Source organism: Polaribacter cellanae, from assembly GCF_017569185.1.
Classification (GTDB): Bacteria; Bacteroidota; Bacteroidia; order Flavobacteriales; family Flavobacteriaceae; genus Polaribacter; species Polaribacter cellanae.
In genome coordinates, this window is record NZ_CP071869.1 from 483070 (window position 1) to 506713 (window position 23644).

Consider the following 23644-nt stretch of genomic DNA (forward strand, 5'->3'; position numbering starts at 1 on the left):
AAATTTTAACTATATAATATTATGCAGCTTCTACATTTGGTAATTTATAACTCATAAAAGCACCTAAAAGTCCAAATAAGGATAAAACTAATAACACCAATTCTACAGACAATATTGAAGCTAAAGCACTAATTCCTCCAGTAACTAACAAAATTAAACCGATTATAGTATTGCTAACAGCTACATAATCTGTTCTTTTGTTTCCTTCAGCCATATTTATAACATAGGTTTTTCTTCCCAATCGAATACCACTATGTGCAATTCCTAAAAAGAAAAAAGCCACAGGATACAACCAAAAAACTTTCGAAAAGTCTGTAAATACTTCAATAATCACAAACATTCCAACACCTAAAATAGACGCTATTACCGTTGCAAAAGTCATCACATTTTTACTTGAAATATCTGCCATTTTTCCCCAAACTGGCGCACTTAAAATAGACGCAACTCCGTTTGCGATAATAAACAAGCCTAACAAATAACTTTCTTTACCAATATTTTCTTGTGCCAATAAAACATAAAAAGGAGCCGTTAAAGCCGAACATAATAAAAGAGAACGTGCAATAATAAAGTTCCTAAAATGAGCATCTTTTTTTACAATTTTAATTCTCTGTAAAACTTCTTTCCAAGTATCTTTATTTTCTTCAATGTCGCTTTTACATTCTTTTATTTTTGAATAAATAAATGCTGAAATCAACCACATAGAACTCGCAAAAACCAAAATTCCGCTATAAAATAGGAGAGAAGCATCGTTTTTAGATTTATACATTAAAAACAACCCAGCCAACAAAACTAAAACTCCTGAAACAGAAACTGTATATCCCTTTAATTTTCCACGTTTGTCTTTTGGAATTGTTTTCCCTAAAACATCTTTAGAACTAACAGAACATAAACTTCTTGACAGGCTAAAAATTATCAGAAATAAAATGATTAAACCTCCTGCAAGAACACCTTCAAAAAAATACGCGGTTAAACCAATTGCAAAAATGGAAACAAATTGTAAAATAGAACCAAAAACAAAAACCCACTTTCTTTTTGCCTTGGTTTTTATGTAACTTGCTAAAAATATTTGGGGCAACATAGAGCCAGATTCTCTAATTGGCACAATAAAACTAATCATATAAACTGGTGCGTTTATATAATTCATAATCCAAGCCAATACTGTTTTTGGGTTGCTTAAAGTGTCTCCTAATTTCGTAAAAATACTACTTATTAAAAGTAAAAAGTAATTTCTTGGCAAATGCTCATCAACATTTTTATCATCAGTATTAAAAAAGAAATATACTTTTTCTGAAATGGATTTTTTCATAGAACAAAATTAGTACTATAAAACCACTCACAAAAGTCTATTTTTAAATGTTGATGTGTTATTTGTTAGTTTTTAATCAATCCAAATTGATGTTGTATTCACAACTTTATGAATTACAAAACTTAAAATTTAAGAAATTAACTAGAATTGAATCCTATAAATTGCATCCAGCTTTAGTTGAATGTTGTCTGTTAAGTTATTAATTGGCTAAAGTCAAGATGCTTACATATATTTTACTATTGATTTTTTTTTATATTCTAATAATTTTATTCAAATAGAGACCTGTTAGGTTTTTAAAGTCTTAAATGTTTGAAAAACAAATGTTTATAAAGGGTGAACAGAGTTTTTTTTAATCAATCCAAATTGATTTTATATTTACAAATTCACGAATTCCATACCCAGAAAGTTCTCTTCCATAACCCGAATTTTTAATTCCACCAAAAGGCAATCTTGGGTCAGAAACCACTAATTTGTTTACAAAACTATTTCCAGCTTCTAATTGTAAAGCCACATTTTCTCCTCTTTTAGAATTGCCTGTAATTACACCAGAACCTAAACCAAATGTGGAATTATTTGCCAATTCTATTGCTTCTTCTTCGGTTTTCACTTTAATTACAGAAGCCACTGGACCAAAAAGTTCTTCATCAAAACCTGTCATTCCAGCTTTTAGGTCTGCCAAAATTGTTGCAGGATAATAAGCGCCCTTTCTGTCAGGAATTTTACCTCCTAAAACCAATTTACCTCCTTCTTTTATTGTTTTTTCTACTTGTTCGTGCAATTCATCTCTTAAATCTACTCTAGCCATGGGTCCATAATAAACATCTTCATTGGTAGGTTCTCCCATTTTTGCATCTTTCATTTTTTGTGTGAAGAGCTTTAGGAAATCATCATAAATCTCTTCCAAAACAATAAAACGCTTTGCAGCAATACAAGTTTGCCCGTTATTTTGTAAACGTCCGTAAGTTGCTAAATCTGTCGCTTTTTCTAAATCTGCATCTTCCAGAATGATGTATGCATCACTTCCACCTAATTCTAAAACGGTTTTCTTTAAATTTTCTCCGGCAATTTTTGCAACAGAACGTCCTGCAGGTTCGCTTCCTGTTAACGTTACTGCAACAATATTCTTATCTTCAATAATTTCTTTAATGTCTTTAGAATCTAAATTTAAGTTGGTAAAAACTCCTTCTGGAAAACCTGCTTTTTTAAATGCATTTTCCAAAGCAAAAGCACAACCTTGCACATTCGAAGCATGTTTTAAAATCCCAGTATTCCCTGTCGTAACAACTGGTATAGCAAAACGTATTACTTGATAAAAAGGAAAATTCCAAGGCATTACAGCCAAGATAACTCCCAAAGGTTTAAAAGTAACATAACTTTTTTTCGCTTCTGTTTTTACAGTTATATCTGCTAATAATTCTTCAATATTATCTGCATAATACCTACAAATTTTTGCACATTTTTCTATTTCTGCACGAGATTGCTTAATTATTTTACCCATTTCTTGAGTTGCTAATTGTGCATATTCTTCAATATTTTCTTCAAAAATACTGGCTAATTTATTCATTAATTTCGAACGTTCTTTAAAACTTGTTTTTTTCCAAGTTTTATAAGTTTCATTCGCTTTGGCTATTTTTTCTTTCGCTTCTGTCGAAGAAATTCTATCGTAACTTTTTATTTCTTCTTCTGTGGCAGGGTTTACTGTGGTTATCTTTTTCATTTTTTTTTTGAATCGTCTTATTTTATTACAAAAATAATTAAAACTATGCATTTTGCTTTAACTTCTAAAAAAATTTAATTGTAGATTTTTAAAATATTTTAGTTTTAGAGAGAAATTAAATGAATCTAGAAAATCGATAGGTAAACCAGTAATCTTGTTTTAATTTTTTATCAATAAAAAAATGAAAATAGATTAAATGAAAAAAATATTTTAATAAATACAATACAGTCACAAATTAAAAATAACAACGTTCTTACTACAACGAATAAAGTTTTGTAAGATATTACACTTACGAATAATGGCGATTTAATGTATAATCATTATCCATTTTTTAACCCAAAATAGGATAATGATTATGGATTTGAAAATTAAAAAAATTGAAACCTTTTTTAAATAAAGAGTAACATACTATAAGAACTACAGAGAACCATTATTTTAAGCAATGTTTTTAGAAGTTAGAAATGGTTAAAATAGAATTGTATGGAATTCAACAAAACTAGCTAATAATTTTAAAATAAATCAATTAATGTATTGTTTGTTAAAAATATCAAGTCATCTTTGCGACTTAATAAATATAATAACAATATTATGAGTAAAGGTACAGTAAAGTTTTTCAACGAAACTAAAGGTTTTGGATTTATCACTGAAGAAGGAGTTGAAAAAGATCATTTCGTACATGTTTCTGGTTTAGTAGACGAGATTCGTGAAGGAGATGCAGTTGAATTTGATTTGCAAGAAGGTAACAAAGGTTTAAACGCAGTAAACGTTAAAGTTATCTAATAACATACATACTTTCAAGTTTAAAAAGAAAGTTCATCAATTGATGAGCTTTTTTTTATACATTTTCTTTAAGTACAAACAAAAAAGAAAATAAATATTAACAAAAAGTGTCGTTATCTTTACACAAAATAATGTTACATGTTGTGTGTAATTAAAACGTACAATCTTAATAAACGGAAAAAATGAAATTTAAACCAGGAATTAACCACATTGAATTTTGGGTTTCTGACCTAGAAGAATCTGTAAAATTCTATAATGGATTTCTTAAAATAATTGGCTGGAAGCAGACTAATGAAAAATCTTTTACAAATGGTAATATAGAAATCTATTTAAATGAAGTGAAAAAGATAAAAAAAACAAAAAGTCTTGGTATAAGGCATTTATGTTTTCAAGCTGTAAAAAAAGAACAAGTTGACTTGGTTTATGAATATTTATCAAAAGAACAATCTAAAATTATTCGAAAGCCTATGTTTATGGGATATTCTAAAGAATACTATACAGTGGATTTTTTTGACCCTGATGGTCAAATTTTAGAAGTGGCACATACTCCAAATATGAGTTTTGAATAATAAAATTATCCTTATAGCTTTATAATATACTGAACTTTTGGAATATTTCAAAAAAATAGAATTGAAAAAAATTAATAATAAGTAGAATGCTGACTAATTTAAAAAACTATTTTTCTATTTATTGGAAGCGTTTTAAAGTGCTTATTACCATTAAGTAAAAGCATCTACAAAATAAAAATAAGTATGGCAAATCATAAAAAAGATCAACAAGATATTTTAGATAAATTGAATATAAAACAGCTAAATCCTATGCAAATAGAAGCGACTGCTGTTATTCAAAAGACAAATAATATCATTCTACTTTCTCCAACAGGAACAGGAAAAACATTGGCTTTTTTATTACCAATTATTAAAAATTTAGATCCTGAAAATACAGATATTCAAGTACTTATTTTAGTTCCCTCAAGAGAATTGGCAATTCAAATAGAACAAGTGGTTCGTGGAATGGGTTCTGGTTACAAAGTAAATGCAGTTTATGGTGGAAGACCCATGTCTAAAGATAAAATAGAATTAAAACACGTACCTGCAATTTTAATTGGAACTCCAGGAAGAATTTCCGATCATTTTGCCAACCAACGTTTTACAAGAGAAAGTATAAAAACCTTGGTTTTAGATGAGTTTGATAAGTCTTTAGAAGTTGGTTTCGAATATGAAATGAGACAAATTATAAGAAATTTACCTGCTGTAAGTAAACGCGTTTTAACCTCTGCAACACAGGGAGTTACCATACCAGATTTTGTTGGTTTAAAAGAGCCAAGAACCATTAATTATTTAAAAGGAAAAAAGGTTTCTAAATTAGAAATAAAAACGGTTATTTCTCCAGCAAAAAACAAACTAAATACACTTTTACATTTATTAAATCATTTGGGAAATCAGCAAGGAATTATCTTTTGTAATTTAAAAGATAGTATTAATAATGTGAGTATTTTTTTAGAGAACAAAAATATTAAACATGGTTGTTTTAGTGGAGGAATGGAGCAAAAAGACAGAGAACGTTCTTTAATAAAATTCAGTAATGGAACCAACCAAATTTTAATTGCGACAGATTTGGCAGCAAGAGGAATAGATGTTCCTGAAATGAATTACATTATTCATTACGAATTACCACAAGCTTTAGAAGAGTTTACGCACAGAAATGGGCGTACAGCAAGGGTTTCAGCAGAAGGTATTGCCTATGTAATTAAATGGAAAGACCAATTACTACCAGAATTTATTAAAGATGCAGAAATTGTAGATATTTCGAAACAAGCAGAAAGAAAAGCACCTTATTGGGAAACTGTATTTATTTCTGGTGGAAGAAAAGATAAGATTTCAAAAGGAGATATTGCTGGCTTATTTATTAAACAAGGGAAATTAAAAAGAGAGCAATTAGGAGCAATCGATTTAAAACAAGATTGTGCTTTTGTAGCAGTTCCATTAACTTTAGCAGAAGGTTTGGTTGAAAAATTAAACAATTCTCGTTTAAAGAAAAAGAAAGTTAGAATGTATATTGTTTAATATTGTTTTTTTTAGTTTAAAAGAAAATTATTTTATCATTCCTGTGAAGACAGAAATCCATATTAGGTAAATTATACTTAATGATATTCTTCGACAGGCTCAGAAAGACATTTTACATTTTCAAATATCTACTAATTTCAAAAATTAATTACGAATACAAAATCAAAAACACACCTAATAAAATCCCAAATAGTGGTACTAATTTTTTACGCTTATTTTGTTCTTTAAAAATCAAACCTCCAACAACAACTGCGATTAAAATTTGACTTCTCTTTATCGCAGATAATAACATAATTAATGCTTCTGGGTCTTGTAAGGCCTTAAAATAGAAATAATCCGCAGTTTGTAATAAAACGCCAACAGCAATAATTGTCCACCTAAATTTAAATGCTTTTCGCTTTTCAGCATAAGGAAACCACGTGATTAATAAAATTATCAATAGAATTAAAATCGTATAAAAACAAAACCAAAACTGTAAAGTTTGTGGGTTTAATACTAAATTCTGAATTAAAAACTTGTCATACAAACCACTAGAAGCTCCTAAAAAAGTAGCCCCAATAATGGCTAAAATCCATTTATTTTTTTTAAAGATAATGCCTTCTTTTTTTCCGATTTTAGAGTAAAGTAATACTGAAAAAATTATCAAGAAAAAACCAATCCATTGAAAAGAATTCGGCTGTTCGTTATAAATTAAAATCGCACCAATAAATGTAAAAAAAGGTCCAGCAGAACGAATTGGAGTGACAATTGTTAATGGCAAATGTTTTAAAGCTGCATAGGCTAAAATCCAAGAAGCAGCCATTATTATCGATTTTATAAAAATAAAACCATGCGTTTGCCATGGAAGATTGGTAATATAAAACCCTATTTCTTTAAAATATTCAGAATTGTATTTAGAGCCAATAAAAAACGGAATAAATAGCAAGAAACCAGAAAGTAAAGTTCCCAAAAGTACTGGAAATACTTCATTTCCTTGCACAGCATGTTTTTTACACAAATTGTGTAATCCTAAGAAAAGTGCGGCTAATAAGCCTAAATACATCCACATAATGCGCGCGAAGATAGTTTTTTGTGTTGTTTTTTGAGGCGTTTTTTTTCTATAAAATTTGTGAAGGAAAAGACTTCGACAGGCACATCTTAATACCATTTTCTAACAAGCTTAGAAACGTGAGTTCGATTTAAGAAATAATAGATAACTATATCACGTTAGAAAAATCTTTTTACTTCTAATTTTAGTTTGCTTAAAAAATATGTAAAATTTAAAAAGTATGTCGCTTCTCATCTACAACAGAAGCTTTTAATAACAAATTAAATTCTTTAATACTATCAAAATTATTGGCAATTGCTTTAGAAACTGCAACTCCAGAAATACCCGTTTCTAAAATTTCGGGCACATCTTTTGTGGCAATGTCTCCAAAACCAAGAATAGGAGTTTCCGTTTTTAAAACATCAATAATTGTATAAAAACCAGCCAAACCTAAAACTTTGGTTTGTTTATTTTCTAAAGATGAATTCCTAAAAGGACTTAAAATAACATAATCGAACTCGTTTTTAATTAATTTTTGGCATTCTTGTAAACTATTGGCAGTTCCTCCAACAATTTGCCAAGTGTATAAGTAAATTCTCACAGAAGTCGAGTAGGAGTTTGTATTTTCGAAATGTACACCATCTGCTTTTACTTCTTTGGCTATTTTATAATGTTCTTTTATAATGAAACGCGTTTGAAAATGAGCCGTTATCTTGCGAGCTTCTTTTGCCACTTCTAAAAGTTGCTTTTTAAAAACATTTTCCAAGTTCAATTGTACCAATTCAGCACCAGAAGTACAAGCTTTTTGAATTTTTTCTAAAATCTCTCTAGAAGTTTTTCCTTCAACAATAAAATGTAATTTTGGAATGGTCATGAATAATTTTTTGAATAAAATAAAGAAAAATAAAATAATTAGGTAGAAACAACTTTAGCAAACTGCATAAAATAATCTTCAAAACGTCTTAAAGCCGGACTCATTTTCTGTGAGTACATTACAAACTGACATTTAGAAATACTCTGGGTAATAGATAAAACTTCTGCAGAATAGTTTTTTTGAGCTAAAAAATCCGCATCATCTATACTAAAAATTTTAGTCTGTGTTGTATTTACCCCTTCTAATAACAATAATTTATGCATTATTTTTGGTGTAGCAATTAAAACATCTACACCTTCGAAAATCTCCGACTTTAACAAATCGATATGTTCTCTTTCATTTGCCACATAAACACGTAAAGAAGAAGACCTTGTGTATTTTAAAAACACATAATATAATTCCAACGCTTTATCATTATTTTCTACCAAAACAATGGCTCTTGGTGCTGTACCAACTTCTTCACACTTTAATTTATTTAAAGTTGTAAGTATTAAAGTAGTTGTTTTTCCACTATTTTCTAATGCAGTACAAAAAACATTCGTACCACTTTTAATGGTAGAAATACTCGCTTTTTGAAATGGAGTAGGAGCTGTTATTTCGAACGTTGCTAACTTTTCTTTAAGATGAGGATGTAATTTTCTAAAAGGCATAAAAATAGAACTGATTATTTACTTGAACAATTCCTGCAAAGATACAATTAAATTGAAGTTTCTACTTTTAAGATTTATAGATTCAATTATAAATTATAGCTAAATAAAAAGAAAATTATAGAAGAATTTTATTTTATACTGTTAAATTTGCTTCAGAAGTTTTAATTTGAATAATATAGAAATGAAGAAATTCAAAATCGTTATAGCAATACTTATTTTTTTAGTAGGAATAATTAATTGTCAAGAAAAAAAAGAAATTATTGTAAGTAAAACCTATAAAGAAGCCAAAGACCCATCTCCAGTAAAAACAGAAGATTGGTCTTCTGTAAAAAAAGGACTGCATGCCTCAATTGTTTCTACAGACATTCGTTTTGTAAAAAGTGTAATTCCAAAAGTTAAAACAAAAACGTCTTGGAGTGGTACAGCTTGGAAAGGAGAAAGAATTTCTGTTCAATTAGTACTTTGGAGCAACGATTCTCTAAATAAAGTACAAACAAATGTTTCCGATTTTAAATCGAATTCAGGTGCTTTATTACCTGCTAAAATTGCAAAAACACACTTCGTAAAATATGTAATTACAGATGAATTTGCAGGCGGTTGTGGCTATAGAAAACCAGAAGACTTTGCATCTTCTTTAGCTGCAGATGCTTTTGAAAATATAAACTCTTATGCTGTAGAAGCACAAGCAACAAGACCTATTTGGGTAACCATAGATGTACCTAAAAATGCTAAAGCAAGTACATATAAAAGTAAAATTACATTAAATATTCAAGGTCAAAAAAACCAAACATTTACGATTAACTTAAAAGTTATCGATAAAACGTTACCAAAAGGAACAGATTGGAAATTTCACCTCGATTTATGGCAAAATCCCTACGCAGTTGCGAGGTATTATAATGTAAAACCTTGGTCTAAAGAGCATTGGAATTTACTAAAACCTTTAATGAAAAGACTTGCCAATGCTGGCCAAAAAGTAATTACGGTTTCATTAAATAAACGTCCTTGGGGAGGGCAAACCTACGACCCATTTGAAACAATGATTATTTGGAAAAAGAAAACAAACGGTTCTTGGGAATACGATTTTACTGTTTTTGATAACTGGGTGCAATTTATGATGGATTTAGGCGTAAAAAAACAAATTAGTTGTTACTCAATGGTGCCTTGGGGAAATGAGTTTTATTACTTAGATGAAACTCAAAACAAAGAAATTAAAATAAAAGCGGCTCCTGGAACCAAAGAATATGAAAATTTATGGATTCCATTCTTAACAAAATTTAAAGCACATTTAGTAAAAAAGGGCTGGAACAACATTACTCGAATTGCAATGGATGAAAGAGGTCCAAAAGAAATGAAAGAGATGTTAAAATTACTAAATAAATATGCACCTGAATTTGGTGTCTCTTTTGCAGACAACCATAAGAGTTATAAATTATATCCAAACGAATTAAAAGACATGTCTTTGGCTTTTGGAAGTCCTGTCGATCCAGAAGATTTAATATTAAGACGTAAAAAAAACTATGTTAGCACACATTATGTATGTTGTTCAGACGGGTTTCCAAATACATTTACCTTTTCTCCACCAGCAGAAGGTGTGTTTATTGGCTGGTACACAATGGCTGCAAATTTCGATGGTTTTTTAAGATGGGCTTACAATAGTTGGGTAGAAAAACCATTATTAGATTCAAGATTTAGAGCATGGCCAGCAGGAGACACCTACCAAGTATATCCTGGAAATAGAAGTTCTATACGTTTCGAAACTTTACGAGAAGGTATCGAAGATGCAGAGAAAATTAGAATTTTAAGAGAGGAATTTCAACAAAAAGAAATGCAAGAAGAATTAAAAGAATTAAACGATTTAGTGGCTAAATTTAATATTACAGAAAAACCAAATAATTTAGAGCAAATGCTTAAAGACGCTAAAGAAAAATTGAATGCTTTAGCAGAGAAATAAAGTTTTTAGATAAAAGTAAAGTTGCTGGAAATAAATTAAATAATTATATATTACTAATACCATTTTGTTTTGAAATTACTGTAAAAGAAAAAAATAATTTTGTTCTATCTACAAAAAAGAAAAACAGAGCATAGCCTTAGCTCAATGTTATTAAATTATGGTATTTTTTTATTTTGAAGTAAAGAAGAAAAAAGCATATTTTATTACGATAATTTTAGTGAAGAAATAGTACAATACTTTTAAAAAGCAACAAAACTATAGCCCAAACCAACAAAAAATCGCATTTGGTTAATGTCGTTTACAAAAGAAGCATCTATAATTATAGGACCTAAAACCGAATTGTAAGAAGCCGTAAGTCCTGTTGAAAAAATAAGACCAGTTTGTTGCTCTATATCATTCCAGTTAGATGTTATGTTTGTAAAGTTCTTTAAATAATTAGAAAAAGTATTATTTCCAAAAAGAACCAAATCTAAATGTGGAGTTATAAATAATTTCTTTTGAAACGCATATTGAAAAGAAATATCTACTTTTAAAAACTGGCTCGCTAAAGCTTCGCCATCTTTTAGTCCAGGAACAATAAAACTACCACCTCTTGCTATCGAGGCATTTCCTCCCAAAAAATAAGAGGGACCAACATTATAATCTGTAAAAGAAAGTTTATCTTCTTTTACAATATCTTCAAAAATAAAACCGCCAGTAACACCTGCAATAAGTGTAGATTTTGGTGAAAACGAAAACCTGTTAGATGTTAAAAAAGATAATTTATGATAATTAGCAAGAGATCCTTTTAGTTTAATATATTCTTGGTTATCAAACGAAAAAATATCAACATTTAAAATATTATCTAAAGATCGTTTATAATTTATGGCAACAAAAGAACCTTTGGTTGCAAAATATTGTTTATTTATGGTATTAAAATTAAACCTTAAAGTTGCCAAATAATTTTGATAACGATACCTACTAATACTATTTTCTTTAACAGAAGATACCTCAATAGGCACTTGAGGCCTTAAAGTTGTGTTTTCGTATTCAATACCTAAACCTATATAACTTTTTAAAGAACTCAAGTTTCGGTTCAATTGGCTTTTTACTTGCTGGAATCGATATTTATAATCTTCGGTTTTAAAACCAGCTGTGTACAAACCTTGTCTATAATTATTCGCATACAATTCAGTTCGCGTCCACCAATTCTTATTCTTTCCTATTATATTTTGATGTTGCAATCTAATTTTCGGATTCTTCGCTAAATCTATGGTAATTAAAGATCTCGAAGATTTACCTATTAAATTTCGTCCTGTATAATTTAAAATTAGTCCTGCACCCAATTCATTATTATAATGTATAGCACCTTTAATTTGATGATTTGCATTTTCTAATCCATTCAAATAAAGAGTTGTTTTATTATCTTTATCAAAAAGCCTATATTTTATTTGCTGAAACAAAGCAGTACCCATGGCAGTATTAATACCCTTGGCGATGTCTGTTTTCGAATATTTCTTACCTTTTGTAAGGTTTGTACGCGCTTTAATTAAGTTTAAATGGTCTTTATAAATACCATTGTACACAATAGTATCTAAAGAAATAGAGTCTTTTGCGATGGGTACACTTATTGTTCTTTGTTTAAACTTTTTAAGTTGTTTAGAAATTTTAATCAGTTGAGAAAGTTTTGCTGTTAAAGCGATTTTTCCCTGCTCATAAATGTTTAAAGTCTGTCCAAAATCGGCTGTTCCATAAGTAATATTAGATCTATGACTCAACAAAATATCACACAATGCTCTATTTGCAGGGTTTTTAATATTACTGGCAATCATACCCGATTGAAACAATAAAGATTGCAAATTATCTAAACGTTCTTTAGGTAACATTCCATTACCAACATCGCTTCCAATAATAAAATCTGCTCCCATTCTTTTAGCAACATCTACTGGAAAATTATTAAGAATTCCACCATCAATTAACAAGGTGTTTTTATAAGGAACAGCAGAAAAAACGCCAGGAATAGACATGCTAGAACGCATTGCTAAAGCCAAAGAACCACTACTTAAAACCACCTCTTTTCCATCCACAATATCTGTTGCAATTGCACGAAAAGGAATAGGAAGCTCATCAAAATTAGAAATATGATAAACAGGAAAAGTAATAGAAGTTAAAAAGTTTCTTAGATTTTGGTCGCTTAAGATAAACGGATTTATTTTAACTTTTCCCTTAACAATTGCTGCACTTATTAAATATTGATTAAACTCACTCTTTTCTTCGTTACTTACATTATCTAAAGAGAGACTACCACCAATAAGATTGTTCCATTCTATGTTTTTAGCCAAATCTGCAATTTCATTACCAGAATATCCCATAGCGTACAAGCCACCCACAATACTTCCCATACTATTGCCTACAATTAAATCTGGTACAATACCAAGAGAATCTAATTTTTGCAATAAAGGAATGTGTGCAACACCTTTTGCACCACCACCACTTAAAACCAATGCTACTTTGGGTTTCTTTTCTTGTGCCAGCAAAGTAGAGAAGGAGAGTAGAAGCGTAATTAAGAATGTAAAAAATTTAAGCATGTGCAAATATAGAGAATAATTGGTTTTTTGTTGATAGAAAGAATCATAAACTAAGAGTGTAGATTCAAGTACCAAGTGCAAGTTTTTGATTTTGTTTAATAAATTGATAAAAAACCTCTTTAGGGGTTCTGTATCCTAACTTTTTTCTTGGTCTATTATTGAGTTTTTTTACCGTTTCAAAAATATCCTTTTGTTTGACATTATCCAAGTGGTGTTTATGAAAAAGGAAAACCTGAAAGAAGTTATAATAGTAAAAAGAAAAAGGTCGTAACTGCGGTAGAATTAACTGATAAAGGAAAAATAAAAAGAATGTATGCCTTGAAAATAGATAATTTTTCAGCCAAAGAATTAGAGAAAATATTTACCAAACATATTGATGAAAATGCAACAATAACAACTTAAATATCTTTGATAATTTAATTCAAAGAATGGTCAAATCTGATAAAATGTATCAAAACAAAATTATATGTTCTTAACTACTGACCTCAATTCTTTTAATTCTGAATATTACACTTGAAAAGAACATTCATTCCAGCAATATTTTGAAATAGGTCGAGTACTTGTAATTTTCGTTCATCTAAAACAAGTCTGAAATGGCAACTCAACCAAATTGCATAGCTTTTAGTTTGTTTTTGTGTTTTTTCAAGTTCCACTTATTTTACTAATCTATTTTTACGTTTTGTCTCGACAACTAGTAAAACTTGAGTATCTAACAAATTATTATTAAGACGAAAAAAGAAAACAGTCCGTTTCTAAAATCGTAGGTCGAAAACCATTATAAGTCTTAAAATATATTTCGTCATATTTATTATTTTCAGAATATGCAAGTCGATTTAAAAGTGGAATTATAAATTTAGTTTAACTTCTCTTTCAGTTCTAATGATTGTTAAACCATTTTTGTAAGAGTTAAAATTCTAGTTCTATAGACGGACCAGTTTTACTTATGCCTTTTACATAATCTTTATTTTCGATTTTAAATAGGTCTGCATTAAGCCCCCATGGATCTTTCTCTTCTAAGTCTAAGTAACTAGATTTTATGGTTATCTTTTTATTAATAATTAATTTATTATCCTCATAAATTTCATAGTAAAAAACCTTTTCTTTACCTATGTCTTCAATATTATCTTCGTAGGGAGAAAATCTTATATAAAACTTATTATTTGCATTAATTTTCAATTTTATAGGTTCTCCGTTTGTAGATATAGTTGAAATGGTATAAAATATTATACTTTCCTTATTATTATTTATTTTTTTATATACTTTTACAGATATATTTCTTTCTTTTTTAGATATATTTGTAATTGCAATTTCATAAGGAGGGTAAGAGTTTGATATTCCTTTATTACAACTAATCATTAAAAAAGCTAAAATTATGAAACATAAATAACTACTAATTTTTTCCATTTTTTACTTATTTATATTTTTTTCTTGTGAAAAAGAAGATTTAGATTCTTCTTCTGAAATCTTCTTCTTCTGAAATCAAAGATACTAAAAACATAGATAATACGAAAGATAAAATAAAAGAAGCTATTTCTTTTTTGAATACTAATTTTGTTTCTCAATCTATTTCAAAAGCAAAAGGCTTCAGTAAAAAAGAGAGTTTAGATAAATATTCTAACAAGAAAATAGAGATTATTCATGAATTAAATGATGAAGACGGAAATCCTTTTCTAAAATTAATTTGTTTTAAACCAAGTGGATATGCTTTAATAAGTAATTTAAAAAACGTGCCAAACCCACCTGTTTTATTTTATTCCCAAGAAAAATTTGATAAGGGGTCTGTTAGCCCTGCCTTGGTATCGTATGTGCAAGAATTTATATTAACTCATTCCAAAGATTCTCGTGCTCCTGATGATAATGAAGATGGAAATGGAGATGGATCATGGGATGATGGAAGAGATACAGGAGGTTCAGGTGATCCGAGAGACAGCCCTTATTATAACAAGGAAACCGTACTAAACACATGGGCAGAAACTATAGAAAAAGGACCTTTATTATCTACCTATTGGCATCAAAGTCTTCCATATAGTAAAACTATTGAAAAATTTGAAGGAAAAGATACTAAAGTAGGTTGTGTTGCTATTGCTGTAGGGCAAATTATGAATTATAATAGAAAAAACAATCTAAAAAATTATAATTGGGATAAAATAAATGTAAATGCTGAAGATGGAAAACTTAAAACAGATGATTTACCTAATTTTTTGCGTGATGTGGCAGAAGGGGTTCGTATGACATATGGAACAACAGAATCATCTTCAGATTTTGGGAAAGCTTTATCTTATTTTGGAAAAGCAGGTTATTCTCAAAGATGGTATAATTATGATTATAATATTTTCAAAAAATTTATTGATAATAATAAGCCCATATATATTAGTGCTTCTAATAAAAGAAAAGGTGTTTATTTTATAATTAGATGGGGGTGGAGTTATACTGGTCATGCTTGGGTAGGAGATGGTTATAAAATAATTAAACAAATGGAAAAAGTAAAAGTTGATAGAGGAAATAAAGGTGGTATTAGTTATGTGAATCGTGTTTTTTCAACCTCGCAATATATACATATGAACTGGGGATGGGGTAAATATTATCAAAGTTCCAGTAAAGGAGGTGGTTGGTGTACGTATAATTATTTAAAAAGCCCCACCAATTCTCCTGAATATAAATGGAATAAAAAAATGATTACTTATTAAAAATTACACAAAAAAATAATAAAAAAAAACCTCACTAAATTTAGTGAGGTTTTTTAGAACTTGTCAACACTTTTCGTGCGATAATCTTACTAATTCATCTTAAAGAAAGTTTTCAGTTTTCACCAATTTTCATAATTGACGGATTTTAGGTAAAATTCGTTTTAGTTTTTCAGGCTCGGTAACTTGTTTGGCAATTTCAAACGCAATTTTTTTCATTCAGCAGTTTTTTTCGTATTCTGACTAACGTAAAATTATATCACTGATTTACAGTTATTTGAAAATTATCATTAGTCAATCCAAATTTATTAATTTGTTTTCTAATTTTTGAATCAAATCATCAGTTTGCCCAACAGCTACCCAATGACTACGGCTACCGATATCAATGCCAGCGGCATTTTTATTGACTACATCTAAACTAATTTGTTCTTCCATACTATTATAGATTTAAAAAGCTCTAAGAGAATGTGCTTTAGGCCGTAGAAATTATTCTGAACGGGATTACACCAAGTGTATCGCCAATGTACTGATGGCAAACATTCTAACCAGGGTTGCGCTCGTGCTTACATAAAAGCAACACTTTGAAAAACGGTCTTGCAAAGAGCTAAAGTTAATAAGCATAAAATTACGAAGTTTACGTTAGCCAACGTAGGGTCTATGAGGGATTGCTTATAGCGTTATTGTGGGCTGTTTTTATTCCGTTGGCATTTTTGACATATCCATATAGAACATTTCCCAAGTGTGTCCATCTAAATCTTCGATTGTTCGTTGTTGCATAAACCCATAATCCCTTAATTCGTTGGGTTCTATGCCACCTGCTTTTAATCCGTTTTCCAAGATTTCATTCATTTCATCTATACTATCAGCAGATAAAGAATAAAGTCCGGCAATATTCGCTTTTGTGTCTGCAATAGGTTTGGTTGCAAAAGTTGAAAACTTTTCGTGTGCCATTAGCATTACGTAAATAGTATCGCTCCATACCATACATTTTGTGGTATCGTCTGAAAATTGAGGATTGTTCGTAAATCCCAATGCAGTATAAAACGCCATTGATTTGTTCACGTCTTTTACCGCTAAATTGATAAAAATTTGTTTTGCCATTTTATTTCGATTTTTAGTTTATTGTTTGAATTTTGTTTTTATAATAGTAAGATAGTGCAAGTATGCCCAAGAAGGCCAAAGGCATCATCATATAACCGATGTTTTTATCTACACAAGCGTGGCTGATGAACGCAAAAATAAGTGTAAATGAAAGTCCTGAATATGCCCATTCTTTAAGCTTTTCAGGTGTTTTTGGGTAAACAATCGCAATAACTCCAAGGACTTTTGCTATCGCTAAAGCGTATGCGAAATAATCGGGATAGCCCAAAGCTTTTGTTCCGATTGTCATATACTCTGGTGCAAAAACCCAAGTACTCATAGGCATAACGGCTTCCCAAAGTGCTATAATAATGGTAGCCGTCCAAAAAATGATTTTAGCTTTTTTCATTGTCTTTATGATTTTAAAAGTTTTGCTAAATGGTTTAATGTGGCTGTAAACCCTTCTTTGAAGCCCATTTGTATGTGCATCTCAAGGTCAGCAAGTTTTGCGTGTTTGATAGAAATCTTTACCATTGTAATACCATCAGCTTCGCTAAAGTCCAAGTTCCAATTGGCAGAAGGCATTTGCTCATTAATGTTTTCGTCCTTATCCGCAAAAGCGTCCTTGAATTGGAAATTGTCCTTGGGTGAAATTGACGTAAAGTCTTGAATGGACCAATGTTCCTCGCCTTCTGGGCCGACCATTGCGTAAAATCTTCGTCCGCCTTCTTCAAAGTTCATATACTTTGTTCTTGATTTCCAAGGATGCGGTGCCCACCATTGGTCAAGGATTTCCTGTTTTGTAAAAGCATCCCAAACCATGGGTTGGTCTGCATCAAATTCTCGGTTTACAAAAACGGTACTCGTTTTTTTGTCGACAGTAAAGTCGAATAACAGATTATTTTTCATTTTTCTTGTTTTTAAAATATTACTAATTTATTCATCGTTAAGAGAGTTTATTCCCTTTTCTTTTAAGGAAATCAAATGCTCCTTCATTGCCTGTATTTGTTCTTTTGGATGCCCTTGCCATTTAGTAATTTCACCTACTACTAAAAATGGTTCTTCAGAACGATAAGACATTGTAGGATTTCCTTCAAATTTTTTATCAGTTAAATCTGGGTCATTTTCAATCATACCCGTCGGTTCAACTAAATATATTCTCTCATAACCATTACCTAATGCTAATTCAGCTGCCCAAATAGCAGCATCTACAGTTGCAGACAAAAAAATGTACTTTGCTTCCTTTTGTTGCCCATAATTAGAATTGTATCCAACTTTAATTAAATCCCCCAACTTTAAATCGGCTTTTGTGCCATGAAAGTAAGTTTGTTGGAATGGACGATGTACTGTAAAGGATTGCACCTTACTTTTTAATGTTCCAGTTTTATTAAGTCGACCTGAATTATCTTTATTATTCATTTTGTAATTTTAAGATGTTATATCTTTTTCAGAATTTTTTCAAAAGTGTTCAAGTTGCGGGAAGTGAATTTGTCCTTTAAATTTTTACGACCCAAAATTTTTCCAAATTCAGAACCCAATGTATTTCCTTTTGGGACTTTCCAATAAAAATTGCTTGCTATAATAAGAGCATTTTCTCCATCAATTTTTTCGACATTTTCATATGTTTCCATTAAAGTATTTTCAATTTCTTTTACGCCTACAAAGCTGTAAATGTGAAAATCGGGATGCTTTTCAAAAGGGTTTTTGTGAAAAATTGTCTCAATCTCCATTTTGTTTTTTAAGAACAAAAAGGCTTCATAACTAAAGTAAGCGGACATTGCATTTTCCAATAAAGCTTTTAACTCATTTTTACCTTTGGCGGAAGTGAACAAGATATTGCCCGAAGCCAATACCGATAATACATTTTCCATTCCTGCCTTCTCAAATACAGCGCAAGCTTCTGCCATTTTCATATTAGTTCCCTTGACATTTACCCCCCGCAGAAAAGCACAATACGTTTTACGTTCCATATCTTCTTGTTTTAAGTCTTTTCGGTATATGTCTTAAAATTATCAAGAATAGCTTGCCATCCCTCTTTTTGCATTTCAACTGGGTTTTCGCTTTCAGGCTCAAAGACTACTATTATTTCAGTTTGGTTATTCAGTTTATTAAATTTTACATTAGCAGTTCTACCACCAAATTCATAAGTAAATTCTTTACCCTCAGTAACTTTGGTATATATAGCTTCAAAGTCAAACCCAAAACTACCATCTATTGCTTCCATTCTTGCTTTATATTCACCTCCAACCTTTAAATCATTAGTAGCATTTGGGCAATGCCAAGATGGGTCTGCAAAATTCCAATTGACAATGTGTTTTGGGTTAGTGTAGTAATCCCAAACTTTTTTCACGTCTGCCTCTATGGTTGCAGACACCTTAATCTCATTTTTCATCTTTTTTGTTTTTAAGTGTTGATAATAAATTGTCTAATTGTCCAAAACGGTTTTCCCAAATTTTTCTAAACTGTTCCAACCATTTATCGATTTCTTTCATCTTATCGATTTTCAACTCGTAGTAGATTTCTCGACCTTGTTGGTTTGCTTCTACGAGTTCACATTCGTTCAAAATCTGAATGTGTTTGGAAATGGTAGGTCGTGCTGCATCAAAATTTTCGGCGATTGCTCCTGCTGTCATTGTTTGTGATGTTAGCAATACCAAAATCGCTCGTCTTGTTGGGTCGGAAATTGCTTGAAAAATGTCTCTTCTTAATTTCATTATGAAGTTATTTGACTACAAACATATGTGAAGTTATTTAACTACGCAAATATTTTTCATTTTTTTTGCAGGAAGTAAAAATTTAGTTGGAATTGTTAATACAGTTGTACTTAAATGGTTGCAAGTAACAAAAACCTAAAAAACTATATCCAAAAAAGAAAATAAAGAAAAAGTAAAAGAGACACTGGTGTCATGTCAACGTCATATCAACGTCATATCAACGTCATATCAACGTCACGTCTAATAAATCTTAAACAATTTAAAAATAAATAACTTTATAAAATAAAGTAAAACAGAATTAAATAGCAATTACATTTAAACAGTAAAACATTTTCATAAAAAAATAAATATACAAGAACAATAATCCACAATAACCACAATAACCACCAGAAATACAATACCTAAATATCAATATTATTTTTGTACTATAATTTATATTATGTTAAATAGAAAATTTCAAAACCCCATCCCTACATTCTTTGGGTATAATAATTATAATCTTTTAATACAGTTTCTATAAACTCGGTGTCATTTTTATGTTTAGAAACAATTCCTGTAACTTCTTGTATTTTAGAACGAAGTTTTGTTTGTATTTTAAAATCGTTTAATTTCTTCGCGCTTTTAAACGTGTCTTTTATAATACGAACATCATTGTCAGACAATTGAATAACATTTGGGTATGTTGGTTTATATTCATTTTCTAGATTAACCAAAATGGTATCAGAAAATTTCGCTTCATCTTTTAAATAAATAACTACTGTATTTGCAATAATATCTCCAAATCGCTGATTCTTATTGGTAAAGATAATTAGCAATAAGCCCACCAATTTTCCGAATACAAACAGCAAACCAACAATAAGATCTTCGTTAGGCATTCCAACAGAAAAAATATAAATCGCAATTAAAACAAACAAGTTAAAATCTACAATTCTAAGAAACCAACGCATTATGTAATCGGAAATACTGGGTTTAAATCCATCTTCGTTAATTACTTTTATTTTTAGCAACTTTTTTCCAATGGTTTGTCCGTCCAACAAAATTTCGGTATACAAAGAATAAAATGTAATTGGAGCTAAAACCAACACACTAATCGCTTGCACTGTCCAATTATCACCATTAAACATTTTTTCAATGGCTGTAAAGTCAAAAATTTTGTACACAATATACAAATACACAAACTTTAATACATTATCTACTGCAAATGCCAACAAGCGTAAACCAACATTGGCAAGCGTAAATTTAATGTTTACATTTTGTGCAGTTTTTATTTGGAGTGTTTTCATGCAATGGTTAAATTCGCTCTTAATGAGAGAGGTCGCTTTTATAAAGCAAAATAAAGAAAAATGGCTTGAATTTGAACAAGTAATTTCAAATAAAAAGAAAAAAGGTCCAGACGATATAGCCAACCTGCATATAAAAATTATGAACGATTTGGTATATGCACAAACCTATTATCCAAAAAGCAAGGTTACCTCTTACCTTAACAAACTAGCTAAGAGTAGTTTCGATAAAGTTTATTATTCTAAAAGAAGAGACCAAAACGTGTTTTTATACTTCTTTTTTGACAAAGTACCACTACTCGCCTATCAATACAGAAAGTACATTTATTTGTCTTTTGCCTTCTTTTTTATCTGTTTTTTTATTGGATTGCTTTCCACTTTTAATGATGAAAGTTTTGCAAGACAAATTTTAGGAAACGAATATGTAGACCAAACTATCGAAAATATAGAAAGTGGCGATGCCATGGCTGTTTATAAAGGTGGTAGCAATTGGGGTACATTTATAGGAATTTACAACCATAATCAACGAATTGGCTTAAATATGTTTTTATCTGGCTTATTTTTAGGGTTGGGAACAGGCTATTATATTGTGGTAAACGCAATTATGGTGGCTGTTTTTCAAGCTTTTTTCTATCAATATAACAGTTTATTCGATAGTTTAAAAGGAATTTGGATTCATGGAACCTACGAAATATTCGGAATTATTATAGAAGCAGCAACAGGTTATATTATTGGGGCAAGTATTTTATTTCCAGGAACTTTAAAACGTTTTGAGTCCTTTAAAAAAGGCGTTCGAAATGCCTTTTACATTTTTATAAGTACCATTCCATTTACGTTAGCAGCCGCATTTTTAGAAGGCTATGTAACAAGATATTCCAATACAATGCCTACGATTTTTTGTTTTGCAATTATCTTTTTTAGCTTAGGAACCATTGGTTATTATTATTTAATACTGCCTTTTAAAGTGGCAAGAAAACACCAATTGCGTTAATGAAAAAAATAGCTTTACTTCTTTTTTGTTTGCTGGTTTCTGGAATTTCAATTTCTCAGGAAACTGAAAAAGATTCCATAGAAGTTGTACGAGATTCTATAAAAGACTCGAAACCTGTTGTAAAAGACTCCACAATATATATAAAATCGATTGCCTATTCAGAAAAAAGAAAATTTACAGAGAATTTAAAGACAAAATATGCTGATAAAGATTTTATTTACACAGAAGAAGCTCCAGAAAAAAACGACTCCCCTCCTATAAATTTAGTTTTTTTAAGAGCATTTGTTTCTTTTCTAAAAATAGTATTTCCTTTTTTATTAGCTGGCTTTATCATCTTTGTAATTCTTAAAATAGCTTTAGGAACAGAAATTGGCTTTTGGAACTTTAAAAAAGGAAAAAAGAAAACTGCAGAGAAATTGGTGTACCAAGATGAAGATATTCATAACATAGATTTAGAATCTTTGTTAAATAAAGCAATTGCAAATAGTAATTACAGGCTTGCCATTCGTTATTATTATTTATCTGTTTTAAAAGTATTATCAAATAAAAAACTAATCGATTATCACAAAGAAAAAACAAATACTGAATACACTTTTGAGCTAGTAAACAAAGAATTAAGAGAACAATTCTCTTACCTATCTTATGTTTACACCTATGTTTGGTATGGAGAGTTTACGATAGATAAAGCGAATTTCGAGAATGTACAGCAGAAATATAAATCATTTAAAAACTCGGTTGGTAAATGATAAAATTCACGTACCTAAAATATAGCTCCATTTTAGTTTTGTTTGTATTATTTGCAAGCTGTAAAAAAACAAATTGGCAAGAAAACTTTCGAGAGAAAGAAAAAAGTCCGTTTGGAAACTACATTATTTCAGAAGAAGCCACCAACCTATTTCCAAGAGAAAGAATTACTTTTTTAGAGGAGAATTTTTACGATTATTTATTATTTGATAACCCTGAAGATTCTACAACAACAAGAAATTATATATTGATAAAGCACAGTGCTTATCATCAAACAAAAGAAGGAATAGACGAGTTGTTAAACTTTGTATCACAAGGAAATTCAGCATTTATAGCGTTGAACTTTTTTGATGAAAGGTTTAAAGAAGAACTCGAGTTTACTACTAATAATTTAGATAAAAATGTTTGGAATATTAGTGCTTTAAAAGAATTAAAAGGCGAGTTTTACTTAAAAAACCCTGCTTTTGGCAAAGAACCCTTTAAATTTGATAGAAATATACGTAGAAATTATTTTCTTCAATATAGCGATACTAAAACAGAAGTCTTAGGAACCACAGTAGTTGGTGGAGAAAAAGTACCCAATTTTATAAAGGTTTATCATGGAAAAGGCGCTTTTTATTTGCACACAAACCCTATTGTGTTTACAAATTATTATATGTTGAATGGTAAAGAACAGTATGCAGCAAACCTACTTTCTTACTTACCAAATCAGGAAGTTTTATGGGATGCTCACATAAAATCGAGCAAATACTCTAGTAATCACAAAAGTCAGCCTTCGGTTTTTAAATTCTTTTTACAACACCCAACACTTACATGGTTTTTAGTGGTTTCTTTAATTGGTTTGTTACTATTTATGCTTTTTAACGCGAGAAGAAAACAGCGTGTAATTCCAGAGATTGAACCCTTAAAAAATACCACAGTAGCATTTACTCAAACCATTGCCAATTTGTATTTGAATGAAGACAATCATAAGAATTTAGTAGATAAGAAAATTGGCTATTTCTTGGAGAAAGTCCGTTCTAAATATTTGATAAACACCAACAATTTAAATGAAGATTTTATACATAAATTAGCGGCAAAATCTGGAAACGAACTACAGAAAACAAAATACTTAATCAATACTATTATTACTTTAAATAAAAGAGCCGAATGTTCTGAAGAAGAGTTAATAGGATTACATAAAATGATAAAAAATTTCTTTAATAAATAATAT

24 protein-coding genes and 2 pseudogenes are annotated in these 23644 nt (G+C 29.8%); 9 read left to right on the plus strand and 17 right to left on the minus strand.

The annotated features are described in order from the left end of the window. Window positions 1-19 precede the first annotated feature (19 nt). Both J3359_RS02185 and J3359_RS02190 read right to left on the minus strand, forming a co-directional pair. Window positions 20-1306, minus strand: coding sequence for an MFS transporter (locus tag J3359_RS02185; protein ID WP_208079120.1), 1287 nt, complete (start codon window positions 1304-1306; stop codon window positions 20-22). A 349-nt stretch (window positions 1307-1655) separates the two neighbouring features. Then, window positions 1656-3023 carry an NAD-dependent succinate-semialdehyde dehydrogenase gene (locus tag J3359_RS02190; protein WP_208079121.1) on the minus strand — a complete coding sequence of 456 codons (1368 nt, stop codon included), beginning with the start codon at window positions 3021-3023 and terminating at the stop codon, window positions 1656-1658. Between the two features lie 588 nt (window positions 3024-3611). Here J3359_RS02190 and J3359_RS02195 point away from each other — a divergent pair. The 3 genes from J3359_RS02195 to J3359_RS02205 all read left to right on the plus strand — a co-directional run bounded on the left by J3359_RS02195 (window position 3612) and on the right by J3359_RS02205 (window position 5869). Continuing rightward, the gene (locus tag J3359_RS02195) at window positions 3612-3803 is read left to right on the plus strand and encodes a cold-shock protein (protein WP_187483242.1); all 192 of its coding nucleotides are present in this window, start codon (window positions 3612-3614) and stop codon (window positions 3801-3803) included. 182 nt (window positions 3804-3985) lie between these two features. Then, window positions 3986-4372, plus strand: coding sequence for a VOC family protein (locus J3359_RS02200; protein WP_208079122.1), 387 nt, complete (start codon window positions 3986-3988; stop codon window positions 4370-4372). Between the two features lie 183 nt (window positions 4373-4555). Next, window positions 4556-5869 (plus strand): DEAD/DEAH box helicase, encoded by a 1314-nt coding sequence (locus tag J3359_RS02205; protein ID WP_208079123.1) that lies wholly within the window; start codon window positions 4556-4558, stop codon window positions 5867-5869. 148 nt (window positions 5870-6017) lie between these two features. Here J3359_RS02205 and J3359_RS02210 read toward each other — a convergent pair whose 3' ends face one another. The 3 genes from J3359_RS02210 to J3359_RS02220 form a co-directional block, all read right to left on the minus strand. Beyond that, window positions 6018-6917, minus strand: a complete 900-nt coding sequence (locus tag J3359_RS02210) for a DMT family transporter (RefSeq protein ID WP_208080393.1) — start codon at window positions 6915-6917, stop codon at window positions 6018-6020. A 211-nt stretch (window positions 6918-7128) separates the two neighbouring features. Further along, window positions 7129-7770 carry a thiamine phosphate synthase gene (locus tag J3359_RS02215; RefSeq protein WP_208079124.1) on the minus strand — a complete coding sequence of 214 codons (642 nt, stop codon included), beginning with the start codon at window positions 7768-7770 and terminating at the stop codon, window positions 7129-7131. 38 nt (window positions 7771-7808) lie between these two features. After that, window positions 7809-8420, minus strand: a complete 612-nt coding sequence (locus J3359_RS02220) for a DEAD/DEAH box helicase (protein ID WP_208079125.1) — start codon at window positions 8418-8420, stop codon at window positions 7809-7811. A 181-nt stretch (window positions 8421-8601) separates the two neighbouring features. On the opposite strand from J3359_RS02220, the gene J3359_RS02225 reads away from it, so the two are divergent. Beyond that, the gene (locus J3359_RS02225) at window positions 8602-10371 is read left to right on the plus strand and encodes a DUF4091 domain-containing protein (protein WP_208079126.1); all 1770 of its coding nucleotides are present in this window, start codon (window positions 8602-8604) and stop codon (window positions 10369-10371) included. A 239-nt stretch (window positions 10372-10610) separates the two neighbouring features. On the opposite strand, the gene J3359_RS02230 is transcribed toward J3359_RS02225, so the two are convergent. Together J3359_RS02230 and J3359_RS18570 are read right to left on the minus strand one after the other, a co-directional pair. Then, entirely contained in the window at window positions 10611-12938 is a 2328-nt protein-coding gene (locus J3359_RS02230) for a patatin-like phospholipase family protein (protein WP_208079127.1), read from the minus strand. A gap of 64 nt (window positions 12939-13002) precedes the next feature. Beyond that, a pseudogene (locus J3359_RS18570) lies at window positions 13003-13104 on the minus strand (IS30 family transposase); the annotation flags it as partial. A gap of 44 nt (window positions 13105-13148) precedes the next feature. On the opposite strand from J3359_RS18570, the pseudogene J3359_RS18255 reads away from it, so the two are divergent. Continuing rightward, a pseudogene (locus J3359_RS18255) lies at window positions 13149-13337 on the plus strand (IS1595 family transposase); the annotation flags it as partial. Between the two features lie 507 nt (window positions 13338-13844). Here the strand turns inward: J3359_RS18255 and J3359_RS02235 are convergent. Continuing rightward, window positions 13845-14342, minus strand: coding sequence for a hypothetical protein (locus J3359_RS02235; protein WP_208079128.1), 498 nt, complete (start codon window positions 14340-14342; stop codon window positions 13845-13847). Between the two features lie 134 nt (window positions 14343-14476). On the opposite strand from J3359_RS02235, the gene J3359_RS02240 reads away from it, so the two are divergent. After that, window positions 14477-15625, plus strand: a complete 1149-nt coding sequence (locus tag J3359_RS02240; RefSeq protein WP_208079129.1) for a C10 family peptidase — start codon at window positions 14477-14479, stop codon at window positions 15623-15625. A gap of 291 nt (window positions 15626-15916) precedes the next feature. On the opposite strand, the gene J3359_RS02245 is transcribed toward J3359_RS02240, so the two are convergent. The 9 genes from J3359_RS02245 to J3359_RS02285 form a co-directional block, all read right to left on the minus strand. After that, complete coding sequence (locus tag J3359_RS02245) at window positions 15917-16057, minus strand: hypothetical protein (protein WP_208079130.1); 141 nt, start codon at window positions 16055-16057, stop codon at window positions 15917-15919. Between the two features lie 258 nt (window positions 16058-16315). Further along, the gene (locus J3359_RS02250) at window positions 16316-16723 is read right to left on the minus strand and encodes a VOC family protein (RefSeq protein ID WP_208079131.1); all 408 of its coding nucleotides are present in this window, start codon (window positions 16721-16723) and stop codon (window positions 16316-16318) included. A 13-nt stretch (window positions 16724-16736) separates the two neighbouring features. Further along, on the minus strand, window positions 16737-17111 hold the full coding sequence (locus tag J3359_RS02255; protein WP_208079132.1) for a DoxX family protein: 375 nt from the start codon (window positions 17109-17111) through the stop codon (window positions 16737-16739). Window positions 17112-17116: 5 nt separating this feature from the next. Beyond that, a complete protein-coding gene (locus J3359_RS02260) occupies window positions 17117-17611 on the minus strand; it encodes an SRPBCC family protein (protein ID WP_208079133.1) in 495 nt (164 codons plus the stop codon). A 27-nt stretch (window positions 17612-17638) separates the two neighbouring features. After that, a complete protein-coding gene (gene arr / locus J3359_RS02265; RefSeq protein ID WP_208079134.1) occupies window positions 17639-18121 on the minus strand; it encodes an NAD(+)--rifampin ADP-ribosyltransferase in 483 nt (160 codons plus the stop codon). Window positions 18122-18138: 17 nt separating this feature from the next. Continuing rightward, window positions 18139-18672, minus strand: coding sequence for a DUF1697 domain-containing protein (locus tag J3359_RS02270; RefSeq protein WP_208079135.1), 534 nt, complete (start codon window positions 18670-18672; stop codon window positions 18139-18141). A gap of 11 nt (window positions 18673-18683) precedes the next feature. Beyond that, window positions 18684-19094 (minus strand): SRPBCC domain-containing protein, encoded by a 411-nt coding sequence (locus J3359_RS02275; RefSeq protein WP_208079136.1) that lies wholly within the window; start codon window positions 19092-19094, stop codon window positions 18684-18686. Beyond that, entirely contained in the window at window positions 19084-19416 is a 333-nt protein-coding gene (locus J3359_RS02280; protein WP_208079137.1) for a metalloregulator ArsR/SmtB family transcription factor, read from the minus strand. Before J3359_RS02280 ends, J3359_RS02275 begins: the two co-directional genes overlap by 11 nt. A 470-nt stretch (window positions 19417-19886) precedes the next feature. Further along, entirely contained in the window at window positions 19887-20699 is an 813-nt protein-coding gene (locus J3359_RS02285) for an RDD family protein (RefSeq protein ID WP_208079138.1), read from the minus strand. 22 nt (window positions 20700-20721) lie between these two features. Here J3359_RS02285 and J3359_RS02290 point away from each other — a divergent pair, with 22 nt between their 5' ends. Genes J3359_RS02290 through J3359_RS02300 form a run of 3 tightly spaced genes read left to right on the plus strand, consistent with a single transcriptional unit; the run spans window position 20722 to window position 23641 of the window. Then, window positions 20722-21687: a stage II sporulation protein M gene (locus J3359_RS02290; protein ID WP_208079139.1), complete on the plus strand. Its 966-nt coding sequence runs from the start codon at window positions 20722-20724 to the stop codon at window positions 21685-21687. Further along, on the plus strand, window positions 21687-22433 hold the full coding sequence (locus J3359_RS02295) for a hypothetical protein (RefSeq protein WP_208079140.1): 747 nt from the start codon (window positions 21687-21689) through the stop codon (window positions 22431-22433). The genes J3359_RS02290 and J3359_RS02295 overlap by 1 nt, the downstream gene beginning before the upstream one ends. Continuing rightward, the gene (locus J3359_RS02300; protein ID WP_208079141.1) at window positions 22430-23641 is read left to right on the plus strand and encodes a DUF4350 family protein; all 1212 of its coding nucleotides are present in this window, start codon (window positions 22430-22432) and stop codon (window positions 23639-23641) included. Before J3359_RS02295 ends, J3359_RS02300 begins: the two co-directional genes overlap by 4 nt. Window positions 23642-23644: the final 3 nt, after the last annotated feature.